The organism is Cellulomonas fimi ATCC 484, assembly GCF_000212695.1.
Lineage (GTDB): Bacteria > Actinomycetota > Actinomycetes > Actinomycetales > Cellulomonadaceae > Cellulomonas > Cellulomonas fimi.
The window spans coordinates 993,244-1,011,828 of record NC_015514.1 but is presented as its reverse complement, the minus strand read 5'-3'; the positions used below and the strand labels follow the sequence as shown (position 1 = coordinate 1,011,828).

Sequence of the window (18,585 nt, the reverse complement as noted above, 5' to 3'; positions counted from 1 at the left end):
TCAGGAGACCGTGATGGTCCCGGACGACTCGGGCACGAGCTCGACCCACGTCACGCCGGGCGCGAGCGCGACGGGCGAGCCGTCGGGGGCGGCCAGCGTGAGGACCGCGTCCGTCGACGTCTTGGACCAGGTGACCGCGAGCGAGCGTCCCTGGCTCACGACGACGCCCTCGCCCGAGCCGACGAGCACGGTCTCCGGGACGGGGTTGCCCGCGGGGTCCTTCGTGCCGGAGTCGACGAGCCGGACCTCGAGCGCCACGACGTTCGCCGCCGCGAGCCGCGCGCCCGAGCGTGCGGTCGCCGGGGTGTCCCCCTCGGAGCGCAGCCACGTCCCGGACGCGGTGTCGAACGTCCAGCGCGGGCGCGAGTAGCCGGACATGCGGACCTCGAGCTCGTTCGCCGGCGTCCCCGCGAGGACCGCGCTGGCCCGCTCGGCGGTCCGCGCGAACGTGAACTGCGCGGGCGGCGAGGCCGCGTGGTCCGCGTCGGCCGCGTCCCAGAACGTCTGCGGCGTCGCGTAGACGTTGTGCGGCGCCGGTGCGACGCCCTTCTTGCGGTAGAACCCGGCCGCGCCGCCGTCCTGGCTCATGAGCTGCAGGCCCGCCGCGCCGAGCTCGCGCACGAACGCCTGCTGCCCGCCGGAGAACGCGACGATGCCGCGCAGCGGTGCCGCGATCGCGGGGTCCATCGGGCGCACCGAGCGGATCGGGCCGATCTCCTCCGGCACCTGCGAGTGGTACACCGCGACGAACCGCGTGATGCCACCCTCGACGACCTGCTCCCAGACCACGTCGGCCTGGTCGAGCCCGGTCTGGGGGCGGACCTCCTTGGGGTTCTCGATCTTCACCGCGAGCGCGGGCCGCTCGACGACGGCGTCCGCGGACTGCCCGGTGAGCGGCCAGCGCGGCGGGACGACGGGCGCGGGCGCGGCGGCCTTCGCGACGGCGACGTCGGCGTGCTGCGAGACGGTCTCGGGCTCCGGTGCCGTCGGGCCGCCCGAGCAGGCGGCGAGCGCGAGCACGAGGGCACCGGACAGCAGGACGGCGTGGCGCCGGGACGACGCGCGGATCGGGGCGACGGGCACGAACAGCTCCTTCGGGGGCGGACCGCGGGTCACTCTACGGGGCGACACCCGGCCGCCCGCCAGGGTCGGCGGTCCCTCGTCGTGCGGCGCTCGCGCCGGGCCGGCGCCCGGGTGCCGCCTAGGCTGGGGCGGTGACCCGGCTGCTGCGCGACGTCCCCGCGCGCGCGGAGCTGCTGCTCCCCGCGCTGCGTGCCGCGCTCGACGACGCCGGCCCAGCGGTCGCCCCCGTCGCCCTGGGCGCTCCCGCCGCGCCCGCCGCACCTCCCGGACGGGCCGCCGCCGCCGGGCCTGCCCGACCCGACGAGCCCGCCGAGGAGCGGAGCGGCGCCACCCCGGGGACTCGCGGGGCCGGCGTCCCGGACGACGTCGCCGTCGTGGTGCGGACGTCGGGCTCCACCGGAGAGCCGCGGGGCGTGCTGCTGACCGCGGCGGCGCTGCGCGCGTCGGCCGCGGCCACCGGACGTCGCCTCGGCGGGCCCGGGCGGTGGCTGCTGGCCCTGCCCGCGCACCACGTCGCGGGCCTGCAGGTGCTCGTGCGCTCGGTCCTCGCCGGCACGACACCCACGGTCCTGCCCGACGGCCCCTTCCGCGCGGCCACGTTCCGCGACGCGGTCGCCGCGATGCCGGGCGGTCGCCGGTACACGTCGCTGGTCCCCACGCAGCTCGTGCGGGTCCTCGACGACCCCGACGCGACCGCGGCGCTCGGCACGTTCGACGCGGTGCTGCTGGGGGGTGCCGCGACGCCGCCGGACCTGCGCGAGCGGGCCAGGGACGCGGGCGTGCGCGTCGTGACGACGTACGGCATGACGGAGACCTGCGGCGGGTGCGTGTACGACGGCATGCCGCTCGACGGCGTGCGGGTCGCGCTCGACGAGCAGGGACGCGTGCTGCTCGCCGGACCGGTGCTGGCCGCCGGCTACCTGGGCCGCCCCGACCTCGACGCGCAGGCGTTCGCGGGGACGGGCGACGCGCGGGTGCTGCGCACGAGCGACCTCGGCCGGGTCGACGACGGTGTCCTCACGGTCCTCGGACGGCTCGACGACGTCCTCGTCACGGGCGGCGCGAAGGTCGCCCCGGCGGCCGTCGAGGCGGTGCTGTCGGGGCTGGACGAGGTCGCCGAGGTGTGCGTGGTCGGCGTGCCGGACGACGAGTGGGGCCAGGCGGTCGTCGCGGTGGTCGTGCCGCGCGGCGGTCGCGGCCCCTCGCTCGAGCGGGTCCGGTCCACGGTCGCGGCGCGGCTCGGTGCCGCGCACGCGCCGCGGCGCGTCGTCGTCGTCCCCGCGCTCCCCCTGCGGGGACCCGGGAAGGTCGACCGGGCGGCCGTCGCCCGGCTCGTGCAGGAACGCACCCCGGCGGCGGGCCCGTCCGTCGCCGGCGCCGCGGCCCCCGGGTCGCGCACCGCGGGCGCCGTGCCCGCACCCACCGGAAGGAGCGACGCGTGACCACTGCCCGCGAGTGGCTGGCCGGAGCCCGGCCCCGGACCCTGCCGGCGGCCGCCGCGCCCGTGCTGGTCGGCACCGGGGCGGCCGCGCAGGTCGGCGGTGCGCACCTCGGGCGCGCGGCGCTCGCCCTCGGGGTCGCGCTCGCGCTCCAGGTCGGCGTGAACTACGCGAACGACTACTCCGACGGGGTGCGTGGCACCGACGTCGACCGCGTCGGGCCGCTGCGGCTCACGGCCTCGGGCACGGCCCGGCCGGGCGCGGTACGGGCCGCGGCGTTCACGGCGTTCGGCGTCGCAGCCGTGGTCGGCCTGGCGCTCGTGCTCGCCACGGGCGACTGGTGGCTGCTCGGCGTCGGGGTGCTCGCGATCGGCGCCGCGTGGACGTACACCGGCGGGAAGTCGCCCTACGGCTACCGCGGGCTCGGCGAGGTCGGGGTGTTCGTGTTCTTCGGCCTGGTCGCGGTCCTCGGCACCACGTGGACGCAGGCGGCCGAGCTGCCGTGGACCGCGTGGGCCGGCGCCGTCGCGATCGGCCTGCTCGCGTGCGCGCTGCTCATGGCGAACAACCTGCGGGACGTGCCCACCGACGCCCTCGTCGGCAAGCGCACCCTGGCCGTCCGTCTGGGCGAGCGACGGGCGCGCCGTGTCTACGCCGCGTTCGTGCTCCTGCCGATGCTGCTCGGGCTGGCCTGCGCGGCGGTCGCGCCGTGGGCGTGGCTCGTGGCGCTCCTGCTCGCCCCCGCCGGCGTGCTCGCGGGGATCGTGCTGCTCGGGGCCCGTGGCCGGGCGCTCGTGCCCGTCCTGGCCGGCACCGGGATGCTCGAGCTCGCGTTCGGCGTGCTGCTGGGGCTCGGCCTGGCGCTCTGACGCGCCACGGGTCGCCGCCGCGCGTCAGGCCGTCGTCGTCGGCCCGTCGCCCGCGGCCCGGCGGGCCTGCTCGTCGGCCTCGTCCTCCACGGCCGCGTCGTCGCGCGCCCCGGACCCGAGGCGGCTGCGGAGCCCTGCGCGCTCGCGCTCCTCGGACCGCGCCGCGACCCACGCGACCGCGGCCTCGCGCTGCCGCGGCAGCAGGACGTAGGAGGCCATCCAGGCGAGCAGCAGGGCCACGACGCCGGCGAGCCACGACCGCATCCCCACCCACCAGAGCAGGCCGAGGCAGGCGGCGAAGATCGCGAGACGGGTGGCGGTGTAGCGCACGACAGGCACGGCACCAGGGTAGGACGGCGGGCCGCAGGACCGACGCCTACAGTGACCCCATGGCCCGGTATCTCGGATTCGTGATCCTCGTCGGGCTCGTCGTGTGGTGCGTGCTCGACATCTCCCGGAGCGACGAGGACGAGCGCCTCGGCGTGCACCCCGTGCTGTGGATGGCGCTCGTCGTGCTCGTGCCCGTGCTGGGCGCCGTCGTCTGGGTGCTCGTCAGCCGGGGCCGCCGGGCCGCCCGGCGGCAGGCCGGCGGTCCCGCGCGCCCCTCCCGCCCGGGCGGTCGCCGTCCCGGCCCGGTCGCGCCGGACGACGACCCGGACTTCCTGCGCCGGCTCGACGAGGAGCGCCGCCGCCGGGAGCAGGGCACGAACGACGGCCCGACGGGCTGACCCACCCGTCCGGGGCTGCCCGGCTCAGAGTTCCACGGCCCCGGGGCTCAGAGCCCCGAGTACGCGTGCTTGCCGTCCACGAACAGGTTCACGACCGTGAAGTTCGCGAGCACGACGGCGTAGCCGACGAACACGAAGTACGCGGCCCGCCGCCCGCTCCAGCCTCGCGTCGTGCGCGCGTGGAGGTACGCGGCGTACACGACCCACGCGACGAACGTGCCGACCTCCTTGGGGTCCCAGCCCCAGTACCGGCCCCACGCGTGCTCGGCCCAGATCGCGCCGCCGATCAGCGTGAACGTCCACAGCACGAAGCCGATCGCGTTGAGCCGGAACGCGAGCGCCTCGAGCTCGCGCGGACCGGGCACCTGCTCCAGCCACGCGAAGCGGGGACCGAGCACCCAGCGGCGCAGCGCGTCCGTGCGCCGGGCCGGCCCGTCGACCTCGCGCGGACCCGCCGCCCGCACGTCGCGCAGCACCTGGAGCACGGACGCGGCGAACGCGACCGTGAACACCCCCGTCGCGATGATCGCGACGCCGACGTGGATGATCAGCCAGTAGCTGTCGAGCGCGGGCTGCACCGCGTCCGCCTGCACGAAGAACACGAGCAGCCCGAGGGCCAGGGCGAGCACCGCGATCCCGAGCACGACGACGCCGACGAACGCGATGGGCCGGCGGCGCTGCACGACCGCGAGGACCGAGACGGCGACGAGCACGCCGACGATCGTGAACTCGTACATGTTGGCGGTGGGCCAGCGGCCCGACGCGACGCCGCGCAGCGCGACGCCCGCGAGGAGCAGGAGCGCACCGAGGTACGTGGTCATGCGCGCGATGCCCTGGGCACGCGGCGAGCCCGCGGCGGTCCCGTCCGGGCCGGCCGTCCCCGTGACCGGGGCCGGGTCGGCGAGCGAGTCGTCCGCCGGTTCTGCGGCGCCCACGGCGACGGGCGTGCGGGCCGCGGTCGCCCGGCGGGCGCGCCCCTGCGCGCGCTCGGCGACGGCGGCCAGGTCGACGGTCCACGCGACGAGCGCGATGGTGAGCGCGGTCGTCGCGGCCCACACGAGGAGCGTGCTGAGGTCTCCGGTGGTCATGGGGTGCTTCCTCGGGGGACGGTCGGGGACGGGGTGGCGGCCTCGTCGGCCGTCGGGGTGGTGCTGGTGCGGGTGCCGGCGGGCGCGCCGCCCGCCGGGGCGGTGCTCGTCGGGGCGGTGCTCGTCGGGGCGGTGCTCGTCGGCGTCGTGCTCGTCGGCGTCGTGCTCGTCGGCGTCGTGCGGGTGGGGATGCCGCTCGTGGGGGCGGTGCTCGTCAGGGTCGCGGCGAGGAGGCGGTCGAGCTCGGGCTGCAGCCCCACGTCGTCGCCCCGGGCGAGCCCCGCGGCGCTGACCACTGTACGGCCGGCGTCGTCGCCCGTGCCGGGGGCGGCCCGGACCCAGACGCGTCGACGTGGCGCGAACAGGCTGGCCGCGAGCCCGGCGAACGCGAGCAGCGCGAACACCAGGACGAAGGGCAGCGCGGGGTCGTGGCGCAGGTCGAGGGCGACGAACCGCGGCAGGCCGTCGAACGTGAGCGTGCCGAGGCCGTCGGGCAGCTCGACCGTCTCCCCGGGGCGCACGTAGAGGGTCACCGCGTCGCCCGCCTCGTCGACGGACTGCTCCAGGCGCGACTCGTCGAGCTCGTAGACGTTCTGCGGCACGCCCGTGTCGAGGCCCAGGTTGCCGGACCAGACGGACAGCACGAGCAGCGGGTCGGTCGGCTGCGGGTCGGTGGAGCGCCAGAAGCCGGGCGCCATCTCGCGCGCCGTGGGCAGCAGGTAGCCCATGACACCGACCTGCTCCTGCCCGCCGCTGACGTCGGGCACCTTGATCACGCCGCGCGAGGTGTACACCTCGTCCTCCGGCAGGAACGGCACGGCCCCTGCGAACGCGACCTCGCCCGCGGCGTCGCGCACCGTGACCTCGGGCGCGTACCCGTTGCCCTGCAGGTAGACCTTGGCGCCGCCGGCGGCGAGCGGGTGGTTGACCTTGATGGTGCGCTCCTGCGGCTCCTGCCCGGGCTCGGTCAGGGTCACGTGCGCGGTGAAGTCGCGCGACTGCAGCGTGTCGGGGTCGAACCGGGACTCGAAGTCGTCGAGCCGCAGGGTGAACGGCACGAGGTCCGCGGGGTCGAACGCCGTGCCCTGCTCGAAGGTGTCGTAGTCGACCTGCGCGTTCGCGAAGCCGCGGCCCTGCACGACGATCGCCTGGCCGCGGTAGTGCAGCATCTGGCCGGTCGCGACGGACACGAGCAGTCCGACGAGCGCGAGGTGGAAGACGAGGTTGCCGGTCTCGCGCAGGTACCCGCGCTCCCCCGCGGCGGACCACGTGCCGCCGCCCTCGTCGTGCACGTCGACCCGGTAGGTCGGCACGAACGGCAGCCACGCCCATCCGCGCCGCATCACGGCCGCGGCGCGCGCGGCGACGGCCTGCGGCGTGTCGTCGGAGAGCCCGCCGCCCAGCGCGGGGAACCGGCCGAGCCGGCGCGGCGTGCGCGGCGGACGGCCGCGGACCCCCGCGAGGTGCACGCGCGTGCGCGGCAGGATGCAGCCGACGAGCGAGACGAACAGCAGCAGGTAGATCGCCGAGAACCAGACCGACGAGTAGACGCCGAACAGCCCGAGCCGGTCCAGCCACGGCCCCGTCGTGGGGTGGTCGACCAGGTACTCCGCGACCCCGGCCGGGTCCTGGGCGCGCTGGGGGAACAGCGTGCCGGGCACGGCGGCCACGGCGAGCAGCATGAGGAGCAGGAGCGCGACGCGCATGCTCGTGAGCTGGCGCCACGCCCAGCGCAGCCACCCGACGAGCCCGAGCGTCGGCAGGCGCACGTCGCCCGGGGCGTCGGCAGGTGCGTCCACGTCCCGGGTGAACGCGTCGTCGAGGCCCTCGGGGCGGTAGGTGCTCACGTCACACCACCGGCACGAACGGGTCGTTCCCGGTCAGGACGCCCTGCAGCCACGCCGCCCACGTGCCCCACACGCCGCTGACCAGGGCGAGGCCGAGGACGACGAGCAGCGCGCCGCCGACGCGCATGATCGCGAGCCGGTGCCGGCGCAGGAGGCCGAGCATGCGGGTGCTGCTGCCCAAGCCGAGCGCGACGAGCAGGAAGGGCAGGCCGAGCCCGACGCAGAACGCGACCGCCAGCACCGCGCCGCGGCCGGCAGACCCGCCGTCGAGGGACAGCGTGAGGATCGCGGCGAGCGTCGGGCCGATGCACGGCGTCCAGCCCAGCCCGAACGTGACGCCGAGCAGCGGCGCGCCCCACAGCCCGGCACGCGGCGCGAGGTGCAGCCGCCGCTCCGTCTGCAGGAAGGGCACGAGTCCGACGAAGGACAGGCCGAGGAGGATCACGACGACGCCGAGGACGCGGGTCACGGGGTCCTGCCAGCGCAGCAGCAGGCCGCCGAGCGACCCGGCGAGCGCGCCGTAGGCGACGAAGACCGCGGTGAACCCGGCGACGAACAGGCCGACGCCGAGGAGCAGGCGCGAGCGCGGGGGCTCGACGCGGGCCGCCGTCGCGGTGCCCGCCCGACCGCGGCCCGGTGCACCGGCGGGACCGGCGCCCTGCTCGCGCGCCGCCACGGCGTCCGCCGCGCCGGCTGTGCGCGTGGAAGCCCGCCCGGCGCCCGCACCGGACATGCCGCCGAGGAAGCCGAGGTAGCCGGGGACGAGCGGCAGGACGCACGGGGAGGCGAACGACACGAGCCCTGCGAGCAGGGCGACGGGCACCGCGAGCAGCAGGGACCCGGACGTCACGGCGCGGCCGAACGCGTCGCCGACGTCCGCGGCGACCGGCAGGACGGGCGCGGCGACGAGCGCGGGGACGGCGGCGGGGGTCACGACGCGGCGCCGCCCGGCTGCTCGGCGAGCAGGTCGTCGACGAGGGCGCGCAGCGTGGAGCCCTCGGCGAGACCGAGGATGCGGGCCGCGACCTTCCCGTCCTTGTCGAGCAGGACGGTCGTCGGGACCGCGTTGACGGGGACGACGCCCTGCAGCGCGGCGACGGCCGAGCCGTCGGTGTCCTCCAGGCTCGGGTAGGGGACCTCGAACTGCCGCTGGAAGGCCTCGGCCGCACCTGCGGCGTCGGTGCCGTTGATGCCGAGGACGTGCACGCCCTCGTCGGCGTAGTCCTGCGCGAGCTGCACGAGGTCCGGGGCCTCGGCGCGGCACGGCGGGCAGGCGGCGTACCAGGTGTTGAGCACGACGACGTCGCCGCGCCAGTCCGCCACGTCCTGCGCGGCGCCGGCGTAGTCGGTCCCCGACAGCTCGAGGGGTCCCTTGCGGTCGGCGGCCTGCCACACGGTCGCGGTGCCGTCGCCGGACTGGTACCCCTGGTCGACGACGTCGGCGGGCGCGTCGTCGTCGGGTGCGCCGGTGCACCCCGCCGCGAGCAGCACGGTCGCGGCGAGGGCGGCGAGGACGCGTCGACGCGACGGCCGGACGGCGGTCATGCGCCCGCCACCGCGGACGCGCCGGGCAGCAGCGCGGCGGCGGGCTCGCTGTAGCCGAGGCCGACGAGGCGGTCGTCCTCGTAGCGCAGGCTGGTCAGGGACGCGAGGCTGCACTGACGGCGGCGGGGGTCGTGCCACAGGCGGCGGTTCTCGAGCGCGAGCCGGGTCACCCAGACGGGCAGCTGGTGGCTGACGAGCACGGCCTCGTGGCCGCGGGCGAGCGCACGGGCGTCGTCGACCGCGGCGAGCATCCGCTCGACCTGCTCACGGTAGGGCTCGCCCCACGACGGCCGGAACGGGTTGCGCAGGTGGGGCCAGTGCTCGGGGTGGCGCAGCGAGCCGTCGCCCACGCCGAACGTCTTGCCCTGGAAGTGGTTGTCGGCCTCGATGAGCCGCTCGTCGGTCCGCACGTCCACCCCGAACGCGGCGGCGATGGGTGCGGCCGTCTCCTGCGCGCGCTGCAGCGGGGAGGCGACCACGACCGTGACGTCGTGCCGGGCCCGTGCCGCCCCGGAGTCCGCGGGCTCGCCCGCGAGCGCGTCGGCGACGGCCCGTGCCATCGCGTGCCCGCGCTCGGAGAGCCGGTACCCGGGCAGCCGGCCGTACAGGACGCCGTCGGGGTTGTGGACCTCGCCGTGGCGCAGCAGGTGGACGGTGGTGGCGACCATGGGCCTCAGTGTCGCAAACCCTCCTGGGTGCTCCGGACGGATCGGGCGCTCAGTCGGTGTGGCACGGGCCACCCGCGGCGTCCGCGCACGGCCCGGAGACGATCCGGTCGGACACGACCTGCATCGCGGCCCCGAGCGCGGCGAACTGCTCGGGCGTGAGGACGTCGACGAGGTGGTCCCGCACGGACTGCACGTGCTCGGGGGCGGCGTCCACGAGCCGCGCCCAGCCGCGCTCCGTCAGGGTGCAGTTGACGCCCCGGGCGTCCTCGGCGCAGGGCGTGCGCGCGACGAGGCCGGCGTCCTCCATGCGGCGGATCGTGTGCGTGAGGCGGCTGCGGGAGTGCACGAGGCCGTCGGCGAGCTCGGACATGCGCATCGTGCGGCCGGGACGTTCGGAGAGCCGGACGAGGACCTCGTACTCGTGCGTGGACAGGCCGGTGCGCTCGAGCAGCTCGTGCTCGAGGACCGCGGTGAGGCGGGCGACGCCGGACCGGAACGCGCGCCAGTGCTGCTGCTGCTCGGCGGTCAGCCAGCCGCCGGGCGGGGTCGGCTCGGGTGCGGCGGCGCGCGACGACGTCGCGGTCTGCGCGCTGGTGGTGCTCATCACGTCTCCGTCCTCCGGGCATCTCTTGCGCTCGGCTCCCGAGTGTAGTTCAATTCTCAACTAACGGCAGTAGTTGACAGTTCAACGACTCGAGGAGCCACCCATGACCGCCACCGCCACCGCTCTGCCCACCGGCCTCACGACCGGCACCTGGGCCGTCGACGCCTCCCACACCGAGGCGTCCTTCACGGTCCGCCACGCGGGCATCTCCAAGGTCCGCGGCTCGGTCGCCGTCTCCGAGGGCACCATCACCGTCGGCGAGACGCTCGAGGACACCTCGGTGTCCGTCACGCTCGACCCGGCCACGGTCTCCACCGGTGACGCCAACCGCGACGGCCACCTCAAGTCCGGCGACTTCTTCGACGTCGAGAAGTTCGGCCAGTGGACGTTCGTGTCCACCGAGATCCGCCCCGAGGGCGACGCGTACGTCCTCGTCGGCGACCTGACGATCCACGGCGTCACGCAGCGCGTCGAGCTCGCCACCGAGTTCAACGGCACCGCCGTCGACCCGTTCGGCAACACGCGCGCCGGGTTCGAGGCGACCGTCACGATCTCGCGCAAGGACTTCGGCCTGACCTGGAACGCGGCGCTCGAGGCCGGCGGCGTGCTCGTCGCCGACAAGGTCGCCATCGCGCTGGACGTCTCGGCGATCCGCCAGGGCTGAGCCCGCCCGCCCCGCCGCACCGCGGGGCACCCCACGGACGGCGTCCGCAGGCCCCCTCCCGGCCGGCGGGCGCCGTCCGCGCGTCCCGTCCCGACGCCCACCCGCCCCGCGGGGGAGGTGGGCCGGACGGCAGCCGCGCCTCACGCCTCCCAGGTCCCCGTCCGGCGACGGTCGTGGAACGCGAGGATCTGCAGCTCCGAGGCCACGTCGACCGCGCGCACGTCCACGTGGGGCGGCACGGCCAGCGCCGCGGGCGCGAACGTCAGGATGCCCGCCACCCCCGCCTCGACCAGCGCGTCGCAGACGACCTGGGCCCCCGCGGCCGGCGTCGCGATGACGCCGATGGACGCGCCCGTCGCGCGCACGAGGCCCGGGAGGGCGTCGAACGGCTGCACCACCAGGCCCGCGACGGTCGTCCCGACCACCGCCGGGTCCGCGTCGACGAGCCCGACCACCGCGAACCCGCGGTCCGCGAACCCCGAGTAGTTCGCCAGCGCGTGCCCCAGGTTGCCGATGCCGACGATGACGACCCGGCGCTGCGTCGTCAGGCCCAGCACCACCTCGACCTGCTCCGCGAGGTGCGCGACGTCGTACCCGACCCCTCGCCGGCCGTACGAGCCCAGGTAGGACAGGTCCTTGCGGAGCTGCGCCGAGCCGACGCCCGCGCGCGCCGCGAGCTCGTCCGACGACGTCAGGACCGCCCCCTCGGCCGCCAGCGCGTGCAGCGCGCGCAGGTACCCGGGCAGCCGCGCGACCGTCGACGGCGGCACCGTGCGCGTGCGCCCCTGCCGGGCGGTGCCGGGCTCCGTCGCCCCGCCGCGCGCCCGGGATGTCGTGCGATGCGTGTCCACGTCGACCCCCGCAGGACCCCCTGACGGTCCGGGCGGACCGTCCCGCCAGGTTAGGGCGTGCTCCGGGCGCGGGAAAGGGCCCGCTCGAGGTGCGCGGCGTCGATCCGCCAGAACCCCTGCCGGACCCCGTCGACCTCCACGACCGGCACGAGTTCGCCCAGCTCGGCCACCAGGTCCCGGCCGCCGTCGGCACCCTGCGGGTCGTCCACGTCGACCTCCCGCCACGCCTCCCCCGCACGCGCGCACACCTGCGCGACGACCGCGCGCGCGTCCTCGCACAGGTGGCAGCCGGCGCGGCCGAACAGCACGACACGGGGCGGGTTGTCGCTCACGCACCCCACGCTAGGCGACCGCGACCGGCCGGCCCGTCCACGGGGCGCCGGTGGCTCGTTACAGTGGCGGGGTGCGCCCGGCTGCAGACCCCTCCCCCGCGGCGCGCAAGATCGCCGAGGCCGGCGTCGCGGGCGCCCCCGTCGACGTGCCCGTCCCGGCCGCCGAACCCACCGCCACCGAGGTGCGCGCGGGCGCGTTCTTCGACGTCGACAACACGATCATCCGCGGGGCGTCGTCCTTCCACCTGGCCGTCGGCCTGTGGCGCCGGGGCTTCTTCCGCAAGCTGGACATCGTGCGGTTCGCGGTGCACCAGGTGCGCTACCTCACGTTCGGGGAGAACAAGCGGCAGATCGACGAGGTGCGCTCGCGCGCCCTCGAGATCATGCGCGGCCACTCCGTCGCCGAGGTCACGGCGATCGCCGAGGACGTGTACGACGAGGTCCTGTGCCTGCGGATCTACCCCGGTACGCAGCGCCTCATCGACGACCACATCGCGGCGGGTCACGAGGTGTGGCTCGTCACCGCGACCCCGGTCGAGATCGGCGAGGTCATCGCCCGGCGGCTCGGCGTGACCGGCGCGCTCGGCACGGTCGCCGAGCACGACCGCGGGTTCTACACCGGGCGGCTCGTCGGCGACATGCTGCACGGCCAGGCCAAGGCCGACGCGGTGCGCGCGCTCGCGGAGCGCGACCACATCGACCTCGTCGCCTCGTACGCCTACGGCGACTCGACCAACGACGTGGCGATCCTGTCCGAGGTCGGCCACCCGTGCGCGATCAACCCCGACCGCCGCCTGCGCCGCCACGCGGCGAGCGTCGGCTGGCCCGTGCGCGAGTTCCGCAGCGGCCGGAGCCGTACCGCGCGCCGCGGCATCAACGCCGCGAGCCTCGCGGGGCTCGCCTGGGTCGTGGGGCTCGTGGTGCGTGCGGTGCGCCGGTCGCTGCGCGGCTCCTGACGCGGCCCCCGACGCCCTCCGCCGCCGCGCGGCCGCTGCCTATGCTGGCGCGCATGCCCGTGCGTCCCGCCCTGCCCGCCGACGTCGACGCGCTCGCGGCGCTGGCCGCGCTGACCTTCCCCCTCGCGTGCCCGCCGGGGTCGACCGCCGCCGACCAGCAGGCGTTCGTCGCCGCCGTGCTGTCCGCCGAGCGGTTCGCGCAGTACGTCGCGGACCCGGCGCGTGCGGTGCTCGTCGCGGACGACGACGTGCTCACCGGCTACACGATGCTCGTCGAGGGCGAGCCGGCCGACGGCGACGTGCGTGCCGCGCTCACCGTGCGCCCCACGATCGAGCTGTCCAAGTGCTACGTGCACCCCGACCACCACGGCGCGGGCGTCGCGCACGCGCTCATGGCGGCGTCGCTCGACGAGGCGCGGCGGCGCGGCGCGGCCGGGATGTGGCTCGGCGTGAACCAGCTCAACGTCCGGGCGCGCACGTTCTACGAGCGGTCCGGGTTCGCGGTCGTCGGGACCAAGCACTTCACGGTCGGGTCGCGCGTCGAGGACGACTTCGTGCTCGAACGGGCCCTGTGACCGGGCAGCCGCACCGCGGCCGCCGAGCCGCTGCGTCGTCGTCGGCCGGCGCCGCTCCGTCGTCGCGCGGGTCGAGCCCCGGCCGATGAGTTCCCGCCCTGGCGGCGGTCCTCCCTCCCACACGCCCGCGGCCCGGTCCGCGGGTCCGCGCGCGACGAGGAGGCGCCATGGCGAGCACGACGCAGGGCACGACGACGGGCACGACGGGCACGACGGCCGGCACGACGGGCCGCCCGCCCGTCGTCGACCTGGCCACGTGGGAGGCCGCGCGGGACGCGCTGCTGGCGCGGGAGAAGGCGCACACGCACGAGGGCGACGCGATCGCGGCGGAGCGCCGACGGCTGCCGATGGTCGAGGTCGACGGCGGCGTCGAGGTGGTGGGGGCCGACGGCCCCGTGCCGTTCGTCGAGCTGTTCCAGGGACGCGAGGAGCTCGTCGCGTACCACCACATGTGGCACGACGGTGCGCCGTTCCAGGGCCAGTGCGAGGGCTGCACCGTCTCGGCGTGGGCGCTGCGCGACTCCGTCTACCTGCGCGCGGCGGGCGTCGCGTTCGCCGTCCTGACCGAGGGGCCGTGGGACGAGGTGCCGCCGTACCTCGACTTCATGGGCTACACCGAGCCCTGGTACTCGGTGCGGGGGGTGGCGTGGCCCGTCGGCGAGCACATGGGCCGCATCACGTGCTTCCTGCGGGACGGCGACCGCGTCTTCCTCACCTACGACACGACGGGCCGCGGCGTCGAGCTCGCCAACCCCGTGTTCGGGCTCCTCGACCTGACGCCGTACGGGCGGCGCGAGGCGTGGCAGGACGTGCCCGAGGGGTGGCCGCAGGGGCACCGCCCGTGCTGGTACTGGCGCACGGACGCCGACGGGGCGCCGGGCTGGGAGACGACCCGGCCCACGCCGCAGTGGACGCGGCCGGGTGCGACGCCCGTGACGGCGCTGGGCCGGCACACCCACCACCACTGACGGGCGTCGGGGCCGCAGCCGGCGCGCGTGCCCGGACCGTGACGGGTCCGGTGCACGCGCGTCGTGAGGTCAGTCGGCGGCCTGCTCCTCGCGGGTCGTGGCGACGGGCCAGCCGTCGTCGTCCCACGCCAGCTCGCGCAGGCCCAGGGTGATCTCGCCGCCCTGGGCGGCGTCGTACCAGTGGAACGCGAGGACGCCGTCGGAGACCGACTGCCCGCCCGGTCCGACCATGTCGCCCGTCGTGGTGAGCAGCTGCTCGCCGCCGTCGTCGACCAGGTCCTTCCCGGCACGGTCGACGTAGGGGCCGGTGACGGCGCGCGAGCGCCCGACCGCGACGTTGTACGTCGAGTCCGTCCCCTGGCAGCAGAAGTCGCGCGAGAAGAACAGGTAGTACCAGCCGTCGCGGTGCACGAGGTACGGCGCCTCGATCGGGTTCGGCGCGCCCGTGCGGCTCGCGAGCGTCACGGGCTCGGCGCCCGGGTCGACGGGCTTGCCCGACGGGAAGTCGAGCTCGACGAGCTGCAGGCCGCCCCAGAACGAGCCGAACGCCATCCACCCGCGGCCGTCGTCGTCGACGAGCACGCCGGGGTCGATCGCGTTGTAGTCCGTCTCCCCCGGCTCGGACGCCCACACGAGGCCCTGGTCGACCCACGCGTAGTCCGGGTCGTCGGGGTCGAGCGTGGTGTTCGTCGTCAGGCCGATCGCGGACCGGTTGGAGCCGAACGTCGACGCCGAGTAGTAGAGGTACCAGGTGCCGTCGTGCTCGAGCACCTCGGGCGCCCAGAAGTTCTGCACGCCAGGGACGGCCTCGTAGGCCCAGTCGGGCCGGGTCGAGGCGTCCCACACGGTGCCGACGTACTCCCACGTGCGGCCCTCGTCGAGCGACCGGCGGATCTGCGGTGCACCGAGCCCCTGACGGACGTCCCCGGTGTTGAACACGTACCACGGCTCGCCCTCGTCGCCGACGACCAGTGCGGGGTCGTGGGCGCGCAGGTCGCCCGCCGGTCCGAGGTCGGTCGCGGCGACGACGGGGTCGGGCCACAGCCACCAGGCCAGACCCGTGCCGGCGAGGAGCGCCGTCACGACGAGCACGGCCACGACGGCCACGCCCCGCCGGCGCGCCGGCCGGGCGGGGTTGTCGGCCGGGGCGTCGGCAAGGGCTTCCGGCGCGTCGGGCACGTCAGGCGCCCAGGCGGACGACGTTCCACGACACGGGCGGCACCTGCACGGTGAGGCGCCCGTCGCGGATCTCGGCGGTCGTGTTGGCGCGCGGCGCGACGGACGTGTCGTCGTCGGCGGTCGCGGCCCACGTGTGGTCCGGGTTCGACAGGGTGGAGGCGTCGAGCACGCGCAGGCCGGGCAGCGCGCGGGTGTCGACCTCGAGCAGCGCGGGCTCGGTGAGCGAGCGGTTGACGGCGAACAGGGTCGTGGCACCGGTCTCGGGGTCGCGCGTGGCGACGGCGTCGACGAGCGCGGCGTCGCCGTAACGGGCCGTCTCGTACGTGGGCGCGTCGATCGCGACCTGCAGCACGTCGCCCGCGGCGTACCGCGAGGCCTGCGCGAAGGGGTGGAAGATCGTCTGCTTCCAGGACCGCCCGCCGGGCTCGGTCATGATCGGCGCGATGACGTTGACGAGCTGCGCGAGCGACGCGGCGTGCACACGGTCGGTGTGCCGCAGCAGCGAGATGAGCAGGTTCCCGACGACGACCGCGTCGGCGACGTTGTAGCGGTCCTCGAGCAGGACGGGTGCGACCGGCCAGTCGTCGCCGGTCGGGGGCCGGGACTCGGCGCGCTTCTGGTACCAGACGTTCCACTCGTCGAACGAGATGTGGATGCGCTTGGAGACCTTCTTGTGGGCGCGGACGGCGTCGGCGGTCGCGGTGACGGACTCGACGAAGTGGTCCATGTCCGTGGCGGAGGCCAGGAACGAGCCGAGGTCGCCGTCCTCCTCCCAGTAGTACGCGTGGGCGGAGACGTAGTCGACCTGCTCGTACGCCTCGGAGAGCACGATGCGCTCCCACTCGCCGAACGTCGGCATGACGACGCCGGACGAGCCGCACGCGACGAGCTCGAGCGTGGGGTCGACCATCTTCATCGCGCGGCCGGTCTCGGCGGCGAGGCGGCCGTACTCGTGCGCGGTCTTGGAGCCGATCTGCCAGGGCCCGTCCATCTCGTTGCCGAGGCACCACATCTTGATCGCGTACGGGTCCGTCGCGCCGTTGGCCCGGCGCTGGTCGGCCCAGTACGTCGGGGCGGTGCCGTTGCAGTAGTCGAGCAGGTCGAGCGCCTCCTGCACGCCGCGCGTGCCGAGGTTGACGGCCATCATCGGCTCGACCTCGGCGAGCGCGGCCCAGCGCATGAACTCGTCGACGCCGACCGTGTTGGGCTCGAGCGAGTGCCAGGCCAGGTCGAGGCGCGTCGGGCGCTGCTCGACGGGGCCGACGCCGTCCTCCCAGCGGTACCCGGAGACGAAGTTGCCGCCGGGGTAGCGCACGGTGCTCACGCCCAGCTCGCGGGTGAGCTCGAGGACGTCCTTGCGGAAGCCGTCGGCGTCGGCGGTGGGGTGCCCGGGGTCGTGGATCCCGGTGTAGACGCAGCGCCCGAGGTGCTCGACGAACGACCCGAAGGTGCGCCGGCGGACGGGTCCGACGCGGAAGGCCGGGTCGAGGGTGAGGCGGACGGGGAACATGCGAGCTCCTGTGGTCGACTTGTTCTACATCGTTGTAGACGGCAGGATGCCCGTGGCCCGCACCGCTGTCAAACAGCTCCGCGAGTCCCGTCCGGACGGCCCGCGAGACCGTTACCAGTTCGTGGCTTGACCGAGGCGGATCGTTCGTGTCATGTTGTGCAACGTTGTAGATCAACGTTGTAGGAACGACGTTGGAAAGCTTGAGAGGTCAACGACGACCACGACGGACCACAGCCGCTCCGGCGCCCCGCCCCCGTGCGGACGTGGTCCAGATTGCGACCGTGACCTCACAGATCCTCGGGATATGGGAGGCAGGCAGATGACCAGGAGGAAGCTCCTCGCCGCGGCGGCGTTCGCCGTGGCCGGAACCCTCGCGCTGACCGCGTGCAGCGGCGGCAGCGGTGACGACGCGGCCGGAGACGGCGACAAGACCATCACGTTCATGTTCCGTGGTGGCCCGGACGAGAAGGCCGCCTACGAGGCCGCCATCGCGAAGTTCACCGAGGACACCGGCACCAAGGTGAAGGTCATCGTGACCGACGCCGACCAGTACGCGACGAAGCTCCAGGCCGCGGTCGCCGGCAACAACGTCCCCGACGTGTTCTACATCGAGCAGGCCAGCCTGCAGTCCTACGTGGCGTCGGGCGTCCTGCTCGACATCACGGACCAGGTCGAGGCCAGCGGCGTCGACCTGTCGAACATCTGGGAGTACGGCGTCAACTCCTACCGCTTCGACGGCGAGGTGCAGGGCACCCCCGACGGCGCGCTGTACGGCCTGCCGAAGGACGTCGGCCCGTTCTCGTTCGGCTACAACAAGACCATGCTCGAGGCGGCCGGCATCCCGCTGCCCGACAAGGACACCCCGCTCACGTGGGACGAGTTCGTCGCGATCTGCAAGCAGCTCACCGTCGACAAGAACGGCGACGGCACCCTCGACCAGTGGGGCACCGGCCTCAACGTGCAGTGGAACCTGCAGTCGATGGTGTGGAGCAACGGCGGCGACTGGACCAACGAGGACCACACCGAGGTCACGGTCGACACCCCGGAGTTCGCCGAGGCGCTGCAGAAGTTCGCGGACCTCACGAACGTCGAGAAGGTCACGCCGTCGACGTCGGACGCCGCCACGCTCGACACCTACCAGCGCTGGATGGCCGGCGAGATCGGCTTCTTCCCGGTCGGCCCGTGGGACGTCTCGGTCTACAACGACCTCGACTTCGACTACGACCTGATCCCCTGGCCGACGGTCGGTGACGGCGGCACGGCCACGTGGCTCGGCTCGCTCGGCATCGGTGTCTCCGCGACGTCGAAGCACCCCGACGACGCCGCCAAGCTCGTGACCTACCTCAGCGCCGACCCCGAGGCGCAGCAGACGCTCGTCGACGCGAACATCCAGATCCCGAACCTCATCGACGTCGCCGAGGGCTGGGCGACCGAGGAGGGCGCGGAGCCCGCCAACCGCCAGGAGTTCCTGGACATCGCGCAGGACTACGGCCGCGCCATGCCCGCCGCGTTCACCTACGGCGCCGAGTGGTACGACGAGCTCTGGACGAACATCCAGCCCGTGCTCGACGGCAAGCAGACGGCCGAGGAGTACCTGGCCGAGGTGCAGCCGAAGATGCAGACGCTCCTCGACGAGTCGATCGCGAACGCCGAGCAGGCCGGCTGACCCTGCCGCAACC

The 18,585-nt window shown here is 75.1% G+C and carries 20 protein-coding genes; 8 read left to right on the top strand and 12 right to left on the bottom strand.

What is annotated here, in order from left to right:
• On the bottom strand, positions 1-1,083 hold the full coding sequence (locus tag CELF_RS04640) for a DUF3048 domain-containing protein (RefSeq protein ID WP_013770086.1): 1,083 nt from the start codon (positions 1,081-1,083) through the stop codon (positions 1-3).
• 131 nt (positions 1,084-1,214) lie between these two features.
• Between CELF_RS04640 and menE the strand changes: the two genes are divergently transcribed.
• Positions 1,215-2,525 (top strand): o-succinylbenzoate--CoA ligase, encoded by a 1,311-nt coding sequence (gene menE, locus CELF_RS04635; RefSeq protein ID WP_013770085.1) that lies wholly within the window; start codon positions 1,215-1,217, stop codon positions 2,523-2,525.
• A complete protein-coding gene (locus CELF_RS04630; protein WP_013770084.1) occupies positions 2,522-3,391 on the top strand; it encodes a 1,4-dihydroxy-2-naphthoate polyprenyltransferase in 870 nt (289 codons plus the stop codon). The genes menE and CELF_RS04630 overlap by 4 nt, the downstream gene beginning before the upstream one ends.
• Positions 3,392-3,415: 24 nt before the next feature.
• Here CELF_RS04630 and CELF_RS04625 read toward each other — a convergent pair whose 3' ends face one another.
• Complete coding sequence (locus tag CELF_RS04625) at positions 3,416-3,730, bottom strand: DUF4229 domain-containing protein (protein WP_041553345.1); 315 nt, start codon at positions 3,728-3,730, stop codon at positions 3,416-3,418.
• A gap of 50 nt (positions 3,731-3,780) precedes the next feature.
• Here CELF_RS04625 and CELF_RS04620 point away from each other — a divergent pair, with 50 nt between their 5' ends.
• The gene (locus CELF_RS04620; protein WP_013770082.1) at positions 3,781-4,119 is read left to right on the top strand and encodes a PLDc N-terminal domain-containing protein; all 339 of its coding nucleotides are present in this window, start codon (positions 3,781-3,783) and stop codon (positions 4,117-4,119) included.
• Between the two features lie 47 nt (positions 4,120-4,166).
• Here the strand turns inward: CELF_RS04620 and ccsB are convergent, their stop codons facing one another.
• From ccsB to CELF_RS04590, 6 genes are read right to left on the bottom strand one after another with little or no spacing between them, the layout of a single operon-like run.
• The gene (gene ccsB, locus CELF_RS04615; protein ID WP_013770081.1) at positions 4,167-5,207 is read right to left on the bottom strand and encodes a c-type cytochrome biogenesis protein CcsB; all 1,041 of its coding nucleotides are present in this window, start codon (positions 5,205-5,207) and stop codon (positions 4,167-4,169) included.
• Positions 5,204-7,054 (bottom strand): cytochrome c biogenesis protein ResB, encoded by a 1,851-nt coding sequence (resB, locus tag CELF_RS04610; protein WP_013770080.1) that lies wholly within the window; start codon positions 7,052-7,054, stop codon positions 5,204-5,206. Before resB ends, ccsB begins: the two co-directional genes overlap by 4 nt.
• Position 7,055: 1 nt before the next feature.
• Positions 7,056-7,988, bottom strand: a complete 933-nt coding sequence (locus tag CELF_RS04605; protein ID WP_013770079.1) for a cytochrome c biogenesis CcdA family protein — start codon at positions 7,986-7,988, stop codon at positions 7,056-7,058.
• Positions 7,985-8,599 carry a TlpA family protein disulfide reductase gene (locus tag CELF_RS04600; protein WP_013770078.1) on the bottom strand — a complete coding sequence of 205 codons (615 nt, stop codon included), beginning with the start codon at positions 8,597-8,599 and terminating at the stop codon, positions 7,985-7,987. The genes CELF_RS04605 and CELF_RS04600 overlap by 4 nt, the downstream gene beginning before the upstream one ends.
• A complete protein-coding gene (locus CELF_RS04595) occupies positions 8,596-9,267 on the bottom strand; it encodes a histidine phosphatase family protein (RefSeq protein WP_013770077.1) in 672 nt (223 codons plus the stop codon). Before CELF_RS04595 ends, CELF_RS04600 begins: the two co-directional genes overlap by 4 nt.
• A gap of 49 nt (positions 9,268-9,316) precedes the next feature.
• On the bottom strand, positions 9,317-9,874 hold the full coding sequence (locus CELF_RS04590) for a MarR family winged helix-turn-helix transcriptional regulator (protein WP_013770076.1): 558 nt from the start codon (positions 9,872-9,874) through the stop codon (positions 9,317-9,319).
• 100 nt (positions 9,875-9,974) lie between these two features.
• Between CELF_RS04590 and CELF_RS04585 the strand changes: the two genes are divergently transcribed.
• Entirely contained in the window at positions 9,975-10,535 is a 561-nt protein-coding gene (locus CELF_RS04585) for a YceI family protein (RefSeq protein WP_013770075.1), read from the top strand.
• A gap of 140 nt (positions 10,536-10,675) precedes the next feature.
• Here CELF_RS04585 and CELF_RS04580 read toward each other — a convergent pair whose 3' ends face one another.
• Positions 10,676-11,386: a redox-sensing transcriptional repressor Rex gene (locus CELF_RS04580; protein ID WP_013770074.1), complete on the bottom strand. Its 711-nt coding sequence runs from the start codon at positions 11,384-11,386 to the stop codon at positions 10,676-10,678.
• 50 nt (positions 11,387-11,436) lie between these two features.
• Positions 11,437-11,727 carry a glutaredoxin family protein gene (locus CELF_RS04575; protein ID WP_013770073.1) on the bottom strand — a complete coding sequence of 97 codons (291 nt, stop codon included), beginning with the start codon at positions 11,725-11,727 and terminating at the stop codon, positions 11,437-11,439.
• A 62-nt stretch (positions 11,728-11,789) separates the two neighbouring features.
• Here CELF_RS04575 and CELF_RS04570 point away from each other — a divergent pair, with 62 nt between their 5' ends.
• The 3 genes from CELF_RS04570 to CELF_RS04560 all read left to right on the top strand — a co-directional run bounded on the left by CELF_RS04570 (position 11,790) and on the right by CELF_RS04560 (position 14,217).
• Positions 11,790-12,674, top strand: coding sequence for an HAD family hydrolase (locus tag CELF_RS04570; RefSeq protein ID WP_013770072.1), 885 nt, complete (start codon positions 11,790-11,792; stop codon positions 12,672-12,674).
• 53 nt (positions 12,675-12,727) lie between these two features.
• Positions 12,728-13,249: a GNAT family N-acetyltransferase gene (locus tag CELF_RS04565; protein ID WP_041553817.1), complete on the top strand. Its 522-nt coding sequence runs from the start codon at positions 12,728-12,730 to the stop codon at positions 13,247-13,249.
• A gap of 167 nt (positions 13,250-13,416) precedes the next feature.
• Positions 13,417-14,217: a DUF899 family protein gene (locus tag CELF_RS04560; RefSeq protein WP_013770070.1), complete on the top strand. Its 801-nt coding sequence runs from the start codon at positions 13,417-13,419 to the stop codon at positions 14,215-14,217.
• A gap of 69 nt (positions 14,218-14,286) precedes the next feature.
• Here CELF_RS04560 and CELF_RS04555 read toward each other — a convergent pair whose 3' ends face one another.
• Both CELF_RS04555 and arfA read right to left on the bottom strand, forming a co-directional pair.
• On the bottom strand, positions 14,287-15,396 hold the full coding sequence (locus CELF_RS04555; protein ID WP_013770069.1) for an arabinan endo-1,5-alpha-L-arabinosidase: 1,110 nt from the start codon (positions 15,394-15,396) through the stop codon (positions 14,287-14,289).
• Position 15,397: 1 nt separating this feature from the next.
• The gene (gene arfA / locus CELF_RS04550) at positions 15,398-16,906 is read right to left on the bottom strand and encodes an arabinosylfuranosidase ArfA (protein ID WP_013770068.1); all 1,509 of its coding nucleotides are present in this window, start codon (positions 16,904-16,906) and stop codon (positions 15,398-15,400) included.
• A gap of 319 nt (positions 16,907-17,225) precedes the next feature.
• On the opposite strand from arfA, the gene CELF_RS04545 reads away from it, so the two are divergent.
• Positions 17,226-18,572 carry an ABC transporter substrate-binding protein gene (locus CELF_RS04545; protein ID WP_013770067.1) on the top strand — a complete coding sequence of 449 codons (1,347 nt, stop codon included), beginning with the start codon at positions 17,226-17,228 and terminating at the stop codon, positions 18,570-18,572.
• The last annotated feature ends 13 nt before the right edge of the window (positions 18,573-18,585 follow it).